15 protein-coding genes and 2 tRNA genes are annotated in these 15,376 nt (G+C 39.3%); 14 read left to right on the top strand and 3 right to left on the bottom strand.

Annotated features, from left to right (window positions below; genetic code table 11):
- Nucleotides 1–13 precede the first annotated feature (13 nt).
- Both AAEY68_RS12295 and AAEY68_RS12290 read left to right on the top strand, forming a co-directional pair.
- Nucleotides 14–700: a heavy metal response regulator transcription factor gene (locus AAEY68_RS12295; protein ID WP_002963239.1), complete on the top strand. Its 687-nt coding sequence runs from the start codon at nucleotides 14–16 to the stop codon at nucleotides 698–700.
- The gene (locus AAEY68_RS12290) at nucleotides 690–2,087 is read left to right on the top strand and encodes a heavy metal sensor histidine kinase (protein WP_024594350.1); all 1,398 of its coding nucleotides are present in this window, start codon (nucleotides 690–692) and stop codon (nucleotides 2,085–2,087) included. The genes AAEY68_RS12295 and AAEY68_RS12290 overlap by 11 nt, the downstream gene beginning before the upstream one ends.
- 180 nt (nucleotides 2,088–2,267) lie before the next feature.
- Here the strand turns inward: AAEY68_RS12290 and AAEY68_RS12285 are convergent, their stop codons facing one another.
- The 3 genes from AAEY68_RS12285 to AAEY68_RS12275 all read right to left on the bottom strand — a co-directional run bounded on the left by AAEY68_RS12285 (nucleotide 2,268) and on the right by AAEY68_RS12275 (nucleotide 3,844).
- Entirely contained in the window at nucleotides 2,268–2,756 is a 489-nt protein-coding gene (locus AAEY68_RS12285) for a hypothetical protein (protein WP_024594351.1), read from the bottom strand.
- Nucleotides 2,757–3,033: 277 nt separating this feature from the next.
- Nucleotides 3,034–3,110 (bottom strand) — tRNA-Pro (locus AAEY68_RS12280).
- Between the two features lie 110 nt (nucleotides 3,111–3,220).
- Nucleotides 3,221–3,844: an arylesterase gene (locus AAEY68_RS12275; RefSeq protein ID WP_024594352.1), complete on the bottom strand. Its 624-nt coding sequence runs from the start codon at nucleotides 3,842–3,844 to the stop codon at nucleotides 3,221–3,223.
- Between AAEY68_RS12275 and AAEY68_RS12270 the strand changes: the two genes are divergently transcribed.
- The 12 genes from AAEY68_RS12270 to AAEY68_RS12215 all read left to right on the top strand — a co-directional run bounded on the left by AAEY68_RS12270 (nucleotide 3,845) and on the right by AAEY68_RS12215 (nucleotide 15,376).
- Nucleotides 3,845–4,558: an ABC transporter ATP-binding protein gene (locus AAEY68_RS12270; RefSeq protein ID WP_008137049.1), complete on the top strand. Its 714-nt coding sequence runs from the start codon at nucleotides 3,845–3,847 to the stop codon at nucleotides 4,556–4,558. It abuts the gene before it with no gap.
- Nucleotides 4,548–7,049 carry an ABC transporter permease gene (locus AAEY68_RS12265; RefSeq protein ID WP_350586002.1) on the top strand — a complete coding sequence of 834 codons (2,502 nt, stop codon included), beginning with the start codon at nucleotides 4,548–4,550 and terminating at the stop codon, nucleotides 7,047–7,049. Before AAEY68_RS12270 ends, AAEY68_RS12265 begins: the two co-directional genes overlap by 11 nt.
- Nucleotides 7,050–7,179: 130 nt before the next feature.
- Nucleotides 7,180–7,704 (top strand): crossover junction endodeoxyribonuclease RuvC, encoded by a 525-nt coding sequence (gene ruvC / locus AAEY68_RS12260; RefSeq protein WP_002960649.1) that lies wholly within the window; start codon nucleotides 7,180–7,182, stop codon nucleotides 7,702–7,704.
- Nucleotides 7,705–7,706: 2 nt separating this feature from the next.
- Complete coding sequence (gene ruvA / locus AAEY68_RS12255) at nucleotides 7,707–8,324, top strand: Holliday junction branch migration protein RuvA (RefSeq protein WP_002960647.1); 618 nt, start codon at nucleotides 7,707–7,709, stop codon at nucleotides 8,322–8,324.
- A gap of 7 nt (nucleotides 8,325–8,331) precedes the next feature.
- Nucleotides 8,332–9,339, top strand: coding sequence for a Holliday junction branch migration DNA helicase RuvB (ruvB, locus tag AAEY68_RS12250; protein WP_024594354.1), 1,008 nt, complete (start codon nucleotides 8,332–8,334; stop codon nucleotides 9,337–9,339).
- 980 nt (nucleotides 9,340–10,319) lie between these two features.
- Nucleotides 10,320–11,024 (top strand): protein TolQ, encoded by a 705-nt coding sequence (tolQ, locus tag AAEY68_RS12245; protein ID WP_350586001.1) that lies wholly within the window; start codon nucleotides 10,320–10,322, stop codon nucleotides 11,022–11,024.
- Complete coding sequence (gene tolR / locus AAEY68_RS12240) at nucleotides 11,011–11,439, top strand: protein TolR (RefSeq protein ID WP_350586000.1); 429 nt, start codon at nucleotides 11,011–11,013, stop codon at nucleotides 11,437–11,439. The genes tolQ and tolR overlap by 14 nt, the downstream gene beginning before the upstream one ends.
- A gap of 4 nt (nucleotides 11,440–11,443) precedes the next feature.
- Nucleotides 11,444–12,370, top strand: a complete 927-nt coding sequence (gene tolA, locus AAEY68_RS12235; protein WP_007580388.1) for a cell envelope integrity protein TolA — start codon at nucleotides 11,444–11,446, stop codon at nucleotides 12,368–12,370.
- A gap of 9 nt (nucleotides 12,371–12,379) precedes the next feature.
- Nucleotides 12,380–13,738, top strand: a complete 1,359-nt coding sequence (gene tolB / locus AAEY68_RS12230; RefSeq protein WP_007580390.1) for a Tol-Pal system beta propeller repeat protein TolB — start codon at nucleotides 12,380–12,382, stop codon at nucleotides 13,736–13,738.
- A gap of 34 nt (nucleotides 13,739–13,772) precedes the next feature.
- Nucleotides 13,773–14,315 (top strand): peptidoglycan-associated lipoprotein Pal, encoded by a 543-nt coding sequence (gene pal / locus AAEY68_RS12225; protein WP_024594355.1) that lies wholly within the window; start codon nucleotides 13,773–13,775, stop codon nucleotides 14,313–14,315.
- Between the two features lie 13 nt (nucleotides 14,316–14,328).
- Nucleotides 14,329–15,078, top strand: coding sequence for a tol-pal system protein YbgF (ybgF, locus tag AAEY68_RS12220; protein WP_024590479.1), 750 nt, complete (start codon nucleotides 14,329–14,331; stop codon nucleotides 15,076–15,078).
- Between the two features lie 226 nt (nucleotides 15,079–15,304).
- Nucleotides 15,305–15,376, top strand: a tRNA-Lys gene (locus AAEY68_RS12215).

The raw sequence follows: 15,376 nt of genomic DNA, 5'->3' as shown, positions 1-15,376 counted from the left end.
ATGAAGGAATTGTATGCGCTTATTAGTTGTTGAAGATGAAGCAAAAACGGGAGATTATTTAAAACAGGGACTAAGTGAAGCTGGTTTTCAGGTTTCTTTGGCGCGCAATGGTCTTGACGGTCATCACCTAGCAATGACCGAATTATTTGATGTAATAATACTTGATGTCATGTTACCTGACGTATCCGGTTGGAAAATTTTACAGTCGCTACGTGAAGCAGATAACAAAACCCCAGTACTATTTTTATCTGCTCGCGATAGCATAGACGATAGAGTAAAGGGGCTCGAACTTGGTGCTGATGACTATTTAATAAAGCCTTTTGCTTTTGCTGAAGTTTTAGCAAGAGTACGCACTCTTATTCGCCGTGGTGCAGTACAAACAGTTGACGATATACTGATAGTTGCTGATTTAGAAATGGATATTCCAAAGCGAAAAATACAACGTGCAGGCAAGCGTATTTTATTGAGTAATAAAGAGTTTAGCTTACTTGAACTATTGTTACGGCGCGAAGGTGAAGTACTGCCACGTTCGTTAATTGCTTCTCAAGTATGGGATATGAATTTTGATAGCGACACCAATGTGATTGATGTTGCCATTCGTAGGCTAAGAGCAAAAGTTGATGATGACTTTACTGTTAAATTAATTCATACAGTTCGTGGTATGGGCTATAAATTAGAGGTTGAAACTGATGGCTATTAAGTCACGGCCTTTATCACTTACGATGCGTGTTGTGTTGTTTGTGGCTGTAACCGTTATTGCGTGCTTAACTTTAGTTGCCACCTTAATAAATAGTTCGATAAAACATCATTTTTTCCAGCAAGATAGTAGTGAACTGCATGTTATTAATCAATCTATTGAATTAGTTTTAACACAACACTATAAATCAAACCTGAAACTTAAAAATGAATTATCTAACGCTGTAGCGGGTCATCACGGTGTTTACTATCAGGTAAATACCGCAAAAGGAGATCTCATTTTTCAAAGCTCTGAACGAGATTTTAGTGATTTTGTAATGAGTGCTAAGGCTTCAACTGGCTTTAACCGTAACAACATTACCTCATGGCAAAATGATACCCACACCTACCGAGCTCTGGTGAGTAATTTAAGTACTGGGCAACAGCAATACAAAATTACTACAGCGATAGACATGAGCTTTCATTTACACTTTCTCAATCAATTTCAGCAAAGCCTTTGGGCCATTATGTTTGGCTCAGCGGTACTCATTTTATTGGTGGCTTGGTTTGCTATACATCAAGGATTAAACCCTTTACGAGGTTTAAGTCAGAAAATACACGATATCCAAACTAATAAAATGGATGTAAGGCTCGATGAAAATAAAGTGCCTATTGAGCTTGTTAATATGGTGCAGTCGTTTAACTCAATGCTCGACAGGCTCCAGGGTGAATTTATTCGCTTATCAAATTTTTCTAGTGATATTGCTCATGAACTACGAACTCCACTAACAAATATAATTACTCAAACACAGGTTGGATTATCTAAAAAAAGGCAGTTGGAAGAGTATCAAGAATTATTGTTTTCTAACTTAGAAGAACTTGAGCGATTAACTAAAATGGTTAGTGATATGCTTTGGCTCGCAAAAACTCAAAATGGGCTAATTAAACCCGTTCAAAACACTCTAAAAAGCCATGATGAAATTGAAGTGTTATTTGAGTATTTTGACGCTTTGGCTGAAGACTCATTGATTGCATTTAATAAAAAAGGTCAAAACCTTTGTTTTTATTGTGACAAATTACACTTTCGCCAATTATTATCAAACTTACTATCCAATGCAATTAGATACGCCCCAAAAGGCTCATCAATCACTGTAAACAGTGAAATGACCACCGCTGAAAAAATATGCATTTCAGTGATTAATACAGGGGAGAGAATACCTTCTGAGCATTTACCTTATTTATTTGACCGCTTTTATCGACCTGATAAGTCGCGGCAACGACACAGCGACGGAGCAGGTTTAGGGCTTGCAATAGTTAAAGCTCTAGCGCAAGCAAACGGTGGAGATATAGAGGTCAGTTCAAATAATCAAACTACCAGCTTTAAAGTTTATTTAAATTTAGTTAAAAGCTAATTATTAAAATCGATTAACTCAATGTTTGCTTGTAGCTCTTTGGCGAAGTTCAGCTAAGTGCTGTGAGTTCAACCACTCAAAGCTGCCTATCTTCTTTTAATTTCCAATTCACAGGTGTCCGGCATTTTTCAAGTTAGTTGTTGCCTTAAGTTTCAAACTTTTTGTTCGCTTAAGCATAAATCAAAACTCTTTAATTCTTGGTGCGGTCTTTTGCTGCCAATATGTTAGCCAGTAGGCGACTAGTAAACTAGCAATTGAAAATAAAAGCATAAATATAGCTTTAAGGGTGCTATCTCTTGTCGAATCATAAATTAATATAGGTATTGCAATGAAAGGGAGTGAACCTGCTATAGCTCGATAAAAACCTACTAGATTAAAACCAACTTGATATGAAAGTGCATGTAATCTGTATTTAAACGTTCTAGTAGAATCGGATAAAGACAAGCTGTATTTAGAAATAGCCCAAACAACACTATGCAAAATAGTCAGTAGAAGAAAGTAGTATATTAGATAGTCAGGGGGAGTAATCCCTTCGAAAAAGCTAACTAGGCCTTCTACACCTGAAAATTGTAGTACTAAAAGACAGGGTATTGAGCCAAACACAATTGCACAAATAATTTCATCAAATAATAAGTGTGAAGTGGTTTTTCTTTTTTGATTGATGTGCATAACATTCTCTAATGTACTTTTAGATTAAAATTACAATTTGAAAAACATGGAGACAAGTTAAATGTGTTTATTTTTTAAAATAATGATAAAGCTGGTTTATAAGGGGGCCATTAGCTGTCTTCCTATATATCCCCCCCTTTTATACCTTAAAAGTATAAAATAATTTAAGGTATGTGTTGTGCGATAAATGTGCGATATATATTTAAAAGCACTAATTTAATTGTGCGATAAAGAAGAGAGTTTAATTTATAACAATTTGAAATAAAGAGGAATTAATTGGTCGGTATGGAGAGATTCGAACTCTCGACCCCTGCCACCCCATGACAGTGCGCTACCAAGCTGCGCCACATACCGATTTGTATGCAATAGTACGTGTATTTTTTTAAAAATCAATAAGCGATTGTTTGTTTGGGTGTTTATTACGCAAGAGACCTAAAAAGGCACTCTTGCGGTGTATTAATTGGCTAGTCTTTATTTAACCACTTTTTGATCGAGTCATACATCTCATCTCGTATTAATGGTTGGGCTTTTTTGTTAGGGTGTAAACTATCGTTTTGCATTAGATCAGATTGGCTGGCAATATCTAGCATAAAAAAGTTCATTAAATGCGCATTTGTTTCTTCGCTAACGCGCGAAAAAGTGTCTGTAAACATTTTGCTATAACGCGGACCGTAATTAGGGGGAATGTAAATCTCCATTAAGGCGGTCATCGCATTAGTTGCTTGGCTTTTTTGAATAAGAGACGTTAAGTTAGCTTGCATTTTTTTAACTGGAAAACCACGTAAACCGTCGTTAGCGCCAAGCTCTATTAGTACATGAGTGGGTTCGTATTGCTCAAGCAATGCATCTAAACGGCGTAGGGCTCCACCAGATGTTTCGCCACTAATACTGGCGTTGATAAGTTCAATGTCGGCTTGTTCGTCATCGTATTTATCTTGTAACAATTTTACCCAGCCTTCTTCTTGTTGAAGTCCGTAGGCTGCGCTTAAACTGTCACCGAGTATTAAAATCGTGTTGTCGGCTGCTGCGCTCAGCGGTTTGATAACTAAAAATAAAATGAATACTAAACGAAGGATTGAATGAGTCATATGTCAGCGCTTTCTCAATTAAATATAATTCAGGTTAATGGTTTGTCTAAAGTAGTCTCTACCTTTGAAGGTGAGCTGCCCATCCTCAGCGACATCAGCTTTAATGTCAAGCATGGCGAGTCTGTTGCTATTGTTGGCACGTCGGGCTCTGGTAAATCAACGTTACTCAGTTTATTAGCAGGGCTGGATACCGCAAGCAGCGGCGAAATATTTTTAGATGGCGAGCCATTACACAATTTAGATGAAGAAGAGCGTGCTGCACTGCGCGCGGCTAAAATTGGATTTGTGTTTCAATCGTTCATGTTAGTACAAAGCTTAACTGCATTAGAAAACGTTATGCTGCCAGCAGAGCTTGCTGGTGAAAGTGATGCAAAAGAGCAAGCAATTGCATTACTTGAAAAAGTAGGCTTGAGCCATCGAATTGATCATTACCCGTCGCAACTCTCTGGCGGTGAACAACAGCGTGTTGCTATTGCGCGAGCATTTATTGGTACACCTAAAATACTATTTGCTGATGAGCCTTCGGCTAATTTAGACAGCAAAAACGGTAAAATGATTGAATCCTTATTATTTGATTTAAACACGCAACACGGCACTACGCTTATTTTGGTTACTCACGATGAAGGGCTTGCACAAAAATGTGAGCACATTATTCAAATAGAAGCGGGCTTACTGGTAAAAAGCCAAGTAGAGGACGTTGCTAATGTGGGTTAAGTTAGCGCTTAAGTTATTTTCGCGAGAATTTCGCCGTGGTGAGCTAACAGTTATAAGCGCAGCTATCGCCCTTGCTGTTTTAACCGTGCTTACACTGTCTATGGTTACTGAGCGAATAGGGCAAAGTATTGCGCAAAAAAGCAGTGCTTTTATTGCAGCAGACCGTGTACTTGCAAGCGATCATGTTCTCGACACTGCTTTTATTACTAGAGCACAGAGCCAAAATTTAAAAACGGCGCAAATGGTGTACTTCGACACTATGTTGTTTGCCGATGATGAAATGCAGTTTAGCTCAGTAAAAGCGGCATCTAATGCGTACCCGTTAAAAGGGCAGTTAAAAGTTAAAGATACCTTAACAGGTGAAACTAAGGTTGCTAATAGCGGACCAACGCCTGGTAATGTGTGGCTAAGTGAATCAGTATTTTACAGTTTAAATATTGATATAGGCGCGCAAGTAGAGCTTGGCGCTGCATTATTTAATGTTTCAAAAGTGATTGTAGAAGAGCCCGATGCGCCATTTAATGTATTTTCGAGCAGCCGCCGCGTGCTTATTAATATTGACGATGTGGCAAAAACCGAAGTTGTGCAGCCAGGTAGTCGTGTTTATTATCGCCAACTTTATGCAGGTAGTGAGGCCGATATAAATAGCTTTTACGAGTGGCTTAAACCACAAATGAAAGAAAACCAACAATGGTACGGCGTTAAAGACCGTCAATCACCTATTTCAAATAGTTTAAACCGTGCAGAGAGCTTTTTATTACTTGCCGGCCTATTAGGTATTATTTTAGCCGCAGTGGCTATAGCCGTTTCAGCAAAACGTTATTGTGAACGACAATACGACCCAGTAGCGATGATGAAAACGCTAGGCGGTAGCCGTTCAATGATCCGCAAAATATACATGCTCCATTTATTGCTTGTATGTGCAATGGCGGTAAGTATTGGGCTGTTAATTGGTTATGGCTTGCAAGAAATAGCAACAAGTTACTTATCAAAAAGTATGGGCACAGAGCTACCTTTAGGTGGCTTTAAACCTTGGCTGGTGGCTATAAGCACTGGCGTAATTTGTGCTGTTATGTTTTCTATTAAACCGTTATTTGATTTATTTGATATTCCACCGCTTAGAGTGCTGCGCCGTAACTTAGGTGACAAGTTGGCAGTAAGTCGTGTGCATTTAGGCATGAGTGCGCTAACTGTGTTTTTATTAATGTGGTTATTTAGTAACAACATAAAAATAACGCTTATTTTGTTTGCCTCAACGCTTGCGCTAATTGGTGTGTTGTTTTTGATATCTAAATTAATATTTGGTGGCGGTCGAAAATTAGGGCTTAAGCCAGGTAACAGTTGGTCGCTTGCAATTGCATCTATTCAAAAGCGTGCAAATGTGAACGCGGTACAGTTAATTAGTTTTTCATTAGCGATTAAATTACTGCTGTTTTTAGTGGTACTTAAAAACGACATGATATCTGATTGGCAGTCGCAACTTCCTGCCGATGCGCCTAATGCGTTTTTAGTTAATATTACGCAAAATGAGCTTGAGCCAATTAATGAGTATTTAGCACAAAAAGATATTCAGGTATCAGAGTTTTATCCCACTATTCGTGGACGCGTAAATGCGGTAAACGGCGAGTTGGTAGCACGTTCTGTATCGCTGCAAGACAACGAGAAAAAAGACGAAGAAGCACGTGCAGGTATTGGCCGCGAGCTAAACCTTACATGGCTTAAAGATGTGCCTGACCAAAATGAAGTAACACAAGGCACGTGGTTTGGTGAAAATGCGATGGCTGAAGCCTCAGTAGAGGAGTCGATGCTTGAGCGTTTAGATGTTGAGATAGGCGATACGCTCACATTTTTAATTGGTTCGCAGTCGTTCGATGCTAAAATCACCAGTGTGCGCAAAGTTAATTGGGCCACGCTTAAACCTAACTTTTTTATTATTTTAAGCCCAGATGTACTTGCAGATTTTCCGGCGACGTATATTTCGTCGGTACGTATAAACCCAGATCAAAAGCGTGACTTTAGCCAGTTATTGCGTACTTACCCTACTATTACAGCGATTGATATTGATAACTTTGTTAAGCAAATACAAACAACTATTTCGCAAGTATCACTCGCCATTGGCTTTGTACTTGCAATTGTTGTGCTGTGTGGCGCGCTTGTACTTATATCGCAAGTGCAAGCTAGTTTAGGTGAGCGTATGCAAGAAATTGTAATACTGCGAACGCTTGGCGCTAAAAGTCGATTAATTAAAAACGCGACCTTGTACGAGTTTTTATTACTCGGCGGTTTAGCTGGCTTAGTTGCTGCATTTTTTAGTGATATAGCACTTTTAATTGTGCAGCAACAAATGTTTGATTTAGCAGGTAAGTTACACCCGCATATATGGATTATTGGTCCTGTAGCTGGCGGTGTATTTGTGGCTGGTTTAGGCTATTTAATGATTGCCCGAACACTTAAACAAAATACCCAAGGATTAGTGCGTGCCCTAGGGTAAGCTTAAACTAACATGCTCCTTCAAATGCCCACCTAACACGTGGGCATTTTTGTTTTTCTTTGTACTGGTAATTTATACAGTGCTCTGGCATTATTAGCGTAATTTAAAAATAATAACAATGGAGTGCTGTTTGGCCATTATTTTAGGGATCGATCCTGGTTCACGTTTGACCGGATATGGCGTTGTTGCCCACCAAGGTTCTAAATTTACATACTTAGGCAGTGGTTGTATTAAGTTAGCCGATCATCCTTTTCCGGTTAGGCTTAAAATGATCTATCAAGGCATTACACAGCTTATTGAACAGTTTTCGCCAGAAACTTTTGCCATTGAAAAAGTATTTATGGCGCATAACCCCGATTCAGCTTTAAAACTAGGCCAAGCTAGAGGCGCGGCGATTGTTGGCGCTGCAATGGCCGACTTACCCGTATTTGAATACTCAGCTAGGCAAATTAAGCAAGCAGTAGTAGGCAACGGTGGCGCTGATAAAACTCAAGTGCAACACATGGTAAAAAATATTTTAAAACTACCAGGTACGCCACAGGCCGATGCAGCTGATGCACTCGCTATTGCGATTTGCCACGCTCACTCAGAACAAAATTTAATTAAACTAGCGGGTAGCGCAAGCAAAACCGTTAGAGGACGTTTAAGGAAATAACTATGATAGGCCGCTTAAATGGTATTTTAGTCGAAAAACAGCCACCAGAAATATTACTCGAAGTAAGTGGTGTCGGTTACGAAGTACAAATGCCAATGACCTGTTTTTACGATTTACCAAAAATTGGTGAAAACGCGATTGTTTACACCCACTTTGTAGTGCGTGAAGATGCTCAGCTATTATTTGGTTTTAATAATAAAGTTGAACGTGCCTTGTTTAGAGAGCTATTAAAAGCAAATGGCGTTGGGCCAAAACTTGGCTTAGCTATTTTATCGGGCATGTCGGCAAAGCAATTTGTAAGCTGTGTAAATAACGAAGACTCAACGTCGCTAGTTAAATTACCCGGTGTAGGTAAAAAAACAGCCGAGCGTTTAGTACTCGAAATGAAAGACAGATTAAAAGATTGGGGTAATGATTTATTTACGCCATTTAGCGACAGCGCAGTAATAGAGCCAATGAGCGATGCGACAATAGCTAATAACGCAGCCGATGATGCCGTATCGGCACTGCTTGCATTAGGTTATAAATTGCCACAAGCTCAAAAAGCAGTAAAATCGATAAGCAAACCCGATATGTCTACTGAGGTTCTTATTAGAGAATCTTTAAAATCAATGTTGTGAGTAACCCATGATTGAAGCGGATCGCTTAATTGATGCGACTGAAAAAACAAATGAAGACTCTATAGATCGTGCAATAAGACCAAAACTTTTAGCCGACTACAGAGGCCAGCCTCATGTTAAGCAGCAAATGGAAATTTTTATTGAAGCTGCTCGAACCCGTGGTGAAGCGCTCGATCATTTATTAATATTTGGCCCACCAGGGCTTGGTAAAACCACGCTTGCAAATATCGTAGCCAACGAATTACACGTAAGTATTAAAACAACATCCGGCCCTGTACTTGAAAAAGCAGGTGATTTAGCTGCGTTACTTACTAATTTAGAAGAAGGCGATGTACTGTTTATTGATGAAATACATAGGCTAAGCCCGCAAGTTGAAGAAATACTGTATCCAGCAATGGAAGACTACCAGCTTGATATAATGATTGGTGAAGGCCCAGCTGCGCGTTCTATTAAATTAGACTTACCTGCATTTACGCTTATTGGTGCCACTACGCGAGCAGGCTCACTTACATCGCCACTACGTGACCGTTTTGGTATTGTGCAGCGATTAGAGTTTTACTCTGTAGAAGATTTGTCGCACATAGTAGGGCGCTCTGCACATTATCTTGGTTTAGAAATGTGTGACGACGGCGCAACCGAAATTGCACAACGTTCACGTGGTACACCACGTATTGCAAACCGTTTATTACGGCGTGTACGCGATTACACACAGGTAAAATCTGACGGCACAGTAAACGCCGAAGTAGCTAAGCAAGCGCTTGATATGATTGATGTAGATAAAAGTGGTTTTGATTATATGGATCGCAAATATTTACTCGCCATAATTGAAAAATTCATGGGCGGTCCAGTAGGGCTCGACAATGTAGCTGCAGCTATTGGTGAAGAGCGTGAAACAATAGAAGATGTAATAGAGCCGTTTTTAATTCAGCAAGGGTTTATTCAGCGTACTCCGCGTGGGCGAATAGTGTCTGACAGTGCATATCATCACTTTGATTTACTTCCTAAAAAAGACTAGCCTCATCATATACATTGCTTGCTGTGGTTTATTGCGCAGCAGGTAATTGACTTAGTATCCCTTTCTTTCAAATATTTATACGGCTGGTATTTTACCCAAAACCTCAGCACACTGTTGCAAATGTTATTTCAAAATACTTATACGCTTTATAGTTAACTGTTAATTCACAGGGCGTTAAGACTCGCGAAGCTATCCTGCGTACCATTCAAACTAGTAACCGAATTACTTATTGTAAAATAGGTAGAGCAATTATTAGTTTATAAATAAAGTATGTAGCGCACTAAATTGTAGGCAAAAAAAAGCCCGCAAAAAATGCGGGCAAACAACAAGTTGAAGGAAGTAATCCAGGGAACTACGTTTTACTGAATTTGGTTTTATCCAGAAAGAGTAAAACAATGTAATACGATAAAATATCCTATTACTAAGAACTTGGCTTAATGAAACTATCTCATTCGGTGCGCTAGTTCGGTATGGGAGAATAATACGTAAGATCATCTTTTTGTTCAAACTAGAAAATTTGTATTTTCAGATTAGAAAAACTAATTCGGTGAATTTTATTGTTGTTTGAATCTTGCGCGTTAATTAATCGTTAAATTTATAAGTCAATGAAATTTCTAGCTTAAGTAATTTCTTTTGATGTGGCTCGGTATTAGTTTTACTGTTACGTGAAGGTAAGGCTTATAGGTTTTGAGTGTTTATGCTCTTAATTTGAATAAACGGCGCATTTTATGACGTTTTACTTATATATTTACGCATATTTATAGTTAGCGAGTTTATTTAAAAGATTAAATAAAATACTGAGGCAAAGGGAAATGCCAACTAAAGCTGTTTTTTAACGTTTTTTGTTGCCTATTCATAGCAATACCGTTGTCAGCTTGAAATGGACTAGATACACTAGATGCAACTTTTGACCGTATAAACGGTCATATTTACACAAATTAACCAATTTGCCGTATTTTGAAATTACTTAGGAGTTTAACGTGGGATCAGGGCTTAATTTTTTAGACCTAATTTTAGAAGCAAGCTTGCTTGTTCAGTTAGTGATGTTAGGGCTAGTTGCCATGTCTGTAATGTCGTGGACAATTATATTTCAGCGTAAAAAAGCAATATCAGATGCACTATCAAATGCTAAGAAATTTGAGCAAAAATTTTGGTCTGGTATTGATCTAAGTAAATTGTATAACGAAATATCGTCACGCAGCGGTCAGTCTCAAGGTATTGAAGCCTTATTTACTTCAGGCTTTAAAGAGTTTGCTCGTCATAAAAAGAATACATTTCAAAGTGCGAGTATTGTTATGGAAGGGACGTATCGTTCTATGCGTGTTGCGCTTTCTCGTGAAATTGAAAAAATTGAATCTAGCTTATCGTTTTTAGCAACGGTAGGTTCTATTAGTCCGTACATCGGTTTGTTTGGTACAGTGTGGGGTATTATGAATGCCTTTATTGCACTAGGTGAAGTTAAGCAAGCTACATTACAAATGGTAGCACCCGGTATAGCAGAGGCACTTATTGCGACTGCTATGGGTTTATTCGCGGCAATTCCGGCCGTTATTGCTTATAACCGCTTTTCAAACAGTGTTGAAAAGCTTGAGTCTCACTATATTAACTTTATGGAAGAGTTTGCTAATATTTTACACCGTCAAGCAGCTACACAAATAGAGGCACAAGCGAATGTATCAGCGTAAAAAGCGCCGTCCGGTCGCAGAAATTAATGTAGTACCTTACATTGATGTAATGTTGGTATTACTTATTATATTTATGGCAACAGCACCGCTTATTACACACGGTGTAAAAGTTGATTTACCTAAAATGGAAGAGTCTGATTTAGTTGATACTAAAGATACTCCGCCCATTATTGCTTCAATTGATGCAGAGGGTAAATATTATGTAAGCGTAGGTACTGATCCTAAAGAGCCTATGGAAGCACTTGATGTTGCTGCGGTTATAAAATTACAGTTAATGAAAAACCCTGACGTGCCAGTTATGATTAAAGGCTCGGGTAAGGTGTCGTATCAAGAAGTATTATTACTAATGGATTTTTTGAAAAATGCAGGCGTACCATCAGTAGGATTAATGACTGAATCCTTTGAGGGGAAGTAGCTGTATGAATAGTTCAGTAGTAAAATCGATAGTACTTCATTTAGGAATTGGTGGTTTTTTGTATGCGTCTGCAAACATTCATCCGCCAGCACCTAAAGTAATGGAAGTAACGCTTAATTCGGCTATACCTACGCCAGATAAAGCAGTATCAGCCGTTACAGTTGACCAAAAACAAGTTGAGCAAAAAATTGCTGAACTTCAAAAGAAAGAAAAAGATAAAAAAAGTGCTGAAGACAAACGTATCCGCGATTTAGAACGCAGAGCGGCCAATGCACGTAAGCAACGCGAATCTGAATCTAGGCATATTAAAAAGCTAGAGCAAGAACGTAAAGCTAAAGAAAAAGAAACAGCCGAGGCGCAAGCACAAGCTAAAAAAGCACGTGCCATTGAGCAAAAAGAGCGCGCTAAAGCTAAGCAAGCTGAAAAGCAAAAGCAAGAAGCTGAAAGTGCAGCAAAAGCTGCTGCTGATAAGCGTAAAACCGAAGAAGACGCACTTAAAAAAGCAGAAGCTGAACGTAAAAAACGTGAAGAAGAAGCAAAAGAGCGTGCAGCCGAGGCCGAACGTAAACGCCAGCAAGCAATGCAAGAGCAAATGTTACAAGAGCAACTTGCCAAAGAGCAGGCTGCCCGTAGTAAAATACGTCAACAACAAGTGGTAAGCGAAGTTGATAAGTACCGTGCATTAATTATGGCGCGTATTCAGCAAAACTTATTGATTGATGAAAAAATGAAAAACCAACAGTGCCGAGTAAATATTCGTTTAGGTTTTAATGGTTTAGTAACGCAAGTTAAATCATTAGGTGGCGATAAGTTGGTATGTGAAGCTGCATTAAGAGCAGTGCGCATGGCCGACACATTACCGGTATCTAAAGATAAAGACGTATTCGAACAACTTAAGAATATTAATTTAACAATCAAGCCAGAATTTTAAAGGAATGATATGTTCAACAAAATAAAAATAGCCTGTTTAGTTTTACTGTTTGGGTTTGTGGGTGTTGCTAATGCAGCACTTGAAATTGTAATAACTGAGGGTGTAGACGGCGCAAGGCCCATTGCTATAGTACCTTTTAAGTACCAAGGTGTCGGCCCAATCCCTGAAAAATTAAGCAGTGTTATTGCTGCCGATTTAATGCGCAGTGGTAAATTTAAGCCTGTAGATGTAGCGCAAATGCCACAACAGCCAACCAAAGATAGCGAAATTGATTACGCATCTTGGGTTAATAAAGGTGTGGAAGCGATATTAGTGGGCGAAGTTGAGCAGCAAACTGATGGGCGTTACTTAGTGCGTTATGAGTTAGTTGACGTGATCCGCGGCCAAATTACCGGTGGCAACACACAAATGATGAGTAATGGTAAGCTAGTTAAAAGCCAAGATCATATTTTGGAAGCGCGTGAAAGTGTTATTGGTGAAAGTGGTTTTCGCCGTTACTCTCATCGAATCAGTGACGTTATCTATGAAAGATTGACTGGTGAAAAAGGCGCATTTTTAACTAAAATTGCCTATGTAATAGTACGTGATAATGACCCTAAGCCTTATCAACTCGTTGTTGCAGACTATGATGGATTTAATGAGCAAGTATTACTTCGCTCAAAAGAGCCTTTAATGTCGCCAGCGTGGTCACCAGATGGCACTAAGTTAGCGTATGTAACGTTTGAAAACCGTCAAAGCCAAATTTACATTCAAGATATATACACAGGTAAGCGCGAAATAATAGCAAGCTACCGTGGTATCAATGGTGCACCGCAGTTTTCGCCAGATGGTAAAAAGCTATTATTAGTGCTTTCTAAGGACAAGACAGGTGCAACAGAAATTTACTTGCTTGACCTAGCTACACGCAAAGAAACACGCTTAACAAATCACCGTAGCATAGATACTGAGCCATCTTGGCACCCTAATGGTCAAGATATTGTGTTTACATCTGAAAGGGGTGGTAATGCTCAGATTTATAAGTTAAATTTAAAAACTGGTAGGTCACAGCGACTCACCTTTGATGGTGATATGAATCTCGCTGGTTCAATAACACCAGATGGAAAAGAATTAGTGATGGTTAACCGTACCAACGGGCAGTACCATCTTGCTAAGAAAGAGCTGGCTACAGGCGCGTTCCAAGTATTAACGAGAACACGCCTAGATGAATCACCGAGCATAGCGCCAAATGGTTCGATGATTATATATAGCACGCTTCATAATAATAAACAGGTACTTGCGCTAGTATCGATGGACGGCCGCTTTAAGGCACGGTTACCTGTGCTAGACGGACAAGTAAAGGCACCAGCTTGGTCGCCATACTTACAGTAATATTACTGGTTTACTCAAAATAGGAATCTACTCAATGAAACTTAACAAAATACTTAAAGGCCTGCTAATTGCTGTGCCAGTAATGACATTAGCAGCTTGTAGCTCATCTTCAGATATTGATGAAGGTGCTGCAAACCAATCAAATCAAGGCGTTGTTGAGCAATCAACTAACACTGATACGGTTGAAGTTGCTACAATTTCTCCTGAGCAACAAGCAGAAGAGCAACTTCGTCAAAAGTACGAAGCACTTCGTCAAGAGCAAGTAATCTACTTTGATTTTGATACTGCGGCAGTTGAAAGCAAGTACGCAGACTTACTTCGTGCACATGCTGAGTTTTTAGTTCAAAACTCATCAGTTAAAGTACTAATTGAAGGCCATGCAGATGAGCGCGGTACTCCAGAGTACAATATTGCACTAGGTGAGCACCGTGGCCAAGCAGTTGAAAAATACTTATTAAGCCTAGGTGTTTCAGCTAGCCAAATGTCAGTGGTAAGCTACGGTGAAGAGAAGCCAATGGTTAAGTCTCGCACTGAATCAGCTTTCGCTAAAAACCGCCGTGCGGTACTAGTTTACTAAGATAAGAGATATTATGAAGCCGAAAATTATTTTGGCAGCCATGATATTGAGCGGGAGCACCCAGTTAATGGCTGCTCCCGCTCCTGTTTCAGAAGCTGCGAGTTCACAATCAAGTATTGAGAAGCGATTAGCGTCGCTTGAGAATATGATGCAACAACGTAACTTTTTGCAAGTTGAGTTACAGCAACAGCTTAACTTGTTACAAGACGAAGTAAGCCAAATTCGAGGTGTAACCGAAGAGCAAAGCTACAAGCTTGAAAAAGTACTGCAGCGTCAGCGTGAGTTGTATCAAGAAATTGAAAACCGCGTGAGCCAGGCTTATACACAGCCAGCAGCAGCTCCCGCAACTGATTACACGCAACAAAGCAATGCACAGACCTATAGCAGTGACTTATCTGAAAACGAAGCCTATGAGCGCGCTGTTGCGTTAATAATGAAAGATAAACGCTATGACCAAGCGATTCCTGAATTTCAAACGTTTTTAACTACCTACCCAAACTCTGTCTATGCGTCTAATGCGCATTATTGGTTAGGGCAGTTGCTTACTATTAAAAATGATGGTGTAAAAGCAGTAGAGCACTTTAAAGTCGTTGTGAACGAATTTCCAAATTCTAATAAACGCCCAGATGCGATGCTAAAGTTAGGCACACTTTTACAAGATCAAGGTTCAGCGGCGCAAGCGCAAAAAATATTGAGCGATCTTATCAATCAATACCCAAGTACAACCGCTGCAAAACTAGCAACTGATCGTTTAGGAAACTAAAGTTCACTAGCGATTAAATTTCTAGTTAGGGCGAGCAAACTACATGGAAACTCTCGAAGAATCTTGGATTTGCATGTAGTTTGAGCACAAACGGTTTAATTTTGTGCATCTAGACATAAAAACTTAAAAAAAGAGACAATTTCGGTTGCACTCATTTTATAAATAAGTATTATAAGCGCCCGCAGCAAACGAATGGTTACCCCACTCGAAATGCGACAAAAAGAGCGGGTTATTAGCTCAGTTGGTAGAGCAGTTGACTTTTAATCAATTGGTCGATGGTTCAAATCCATCATAACCC

The organism is Pseudoalteromonas sp. RB2-MNA-CIBAN-0110, assembly GCF_040309305.1.
Classification (GTDB): domain Bacteria; phylum Pseudomonadota; class Gammaproteobacteria; order Enterobacterales; family Alteromonadaceae; genus Pseudoalteromonas; species Pseudoalteromonas arctica.
Note: the sequence above shows the minus strand (reverse complement) of the source record. Positions and strands in the feature narration are given on the sequence as shown.

Bases quoted from the DNA above. Each gene is read 5' to 3' on its own strand.
- AAEY68_RS12295 (WP_002963239.1), top strand. From the start codon at position 14: ATGCGCTTATTAGTTGTTGAAGATGAAGCAAAAACGGGAGATTATTTA.
- AAEY68_RS12290 (WP_024594350.1), top strand. From the start codon at position 690: ATGGCTATTAAGTCACGGCCTTTATCACTTACGATGCGTGTTGTGTTG.
- AAEY68_RS12285 (WP_024594351.1), bottom strand. From the start codon at position 2,756: ATGCACATCAATCAAAAAAGAAAAACCACTTCACACTTATTATTTGAT.
- AAEY68_RS12275 (WP_024594352.1), bottom strand. From the start codon at position 3,844: ATGACTCATTCAATCCTTCGTTTAGTATTCATTTTATTTTTAGTTATC.
- AAEY68_RS12270 (WP_008137049.1), top strand. From the start codon at position 3,845: ATGTCAGCGCTTTCTCAATTAAATATAATTCAGGTTAATGGTTTGTCT.
- AAEY68_RS12265 (WP_350586002.1), top strand. From the start codon at position 4,548: ATGTGGGTTAAGTTAGCGCTTAAGTTATTTTCGCGAGAATTTCGCCGT.
- ruvA (WP_002960647.1), top strand. From the start codon at position 7,707: ATGATAGGCCGCTTAAATGGTATTTTAGTCGAAAAACAGCCACCAGAA.
- ruvB (WP_024594354.1), top strand. From the start codon at position 8,332: ATGATTGAAGCGGATCGCTTAATTGATGCGACTGAAAAAACAAATGAA.
- tolR (WP_350586000.1), top strand. From the start codon at position 11,011: ATGTATCAGCGTAAAAAGCGCCGTCCGGTCGCAGAAATTAATGTAGTA.
- tolA (WP_007580388.1), top strand. From the start codon at position 11,444: ATGAATAGTTCAGTAGTAAAATCGATAGTACTTCATTTAGGAATTGGT.
- tolB (WP_007580390.1), top strand. From the start codon at position 12,380: ATGTTCAACAAAATAAAAATAGCCTGTTTAGTTTTACTGTTTGGGTTT.
- pal (WP_024594355.1), top strand. From the start codon at position 13,773: ATGAAACTTAACAAAATACTTAAAGGCCTGCTAATTGCTGTGCCAGTA.
- ybgF (WP_024590479.1), top strand. From the start codon at position 14,329: ATGAAGCCGAAAATTATTTTGGCAGCCATGATATTGAGCGGGAGCACC.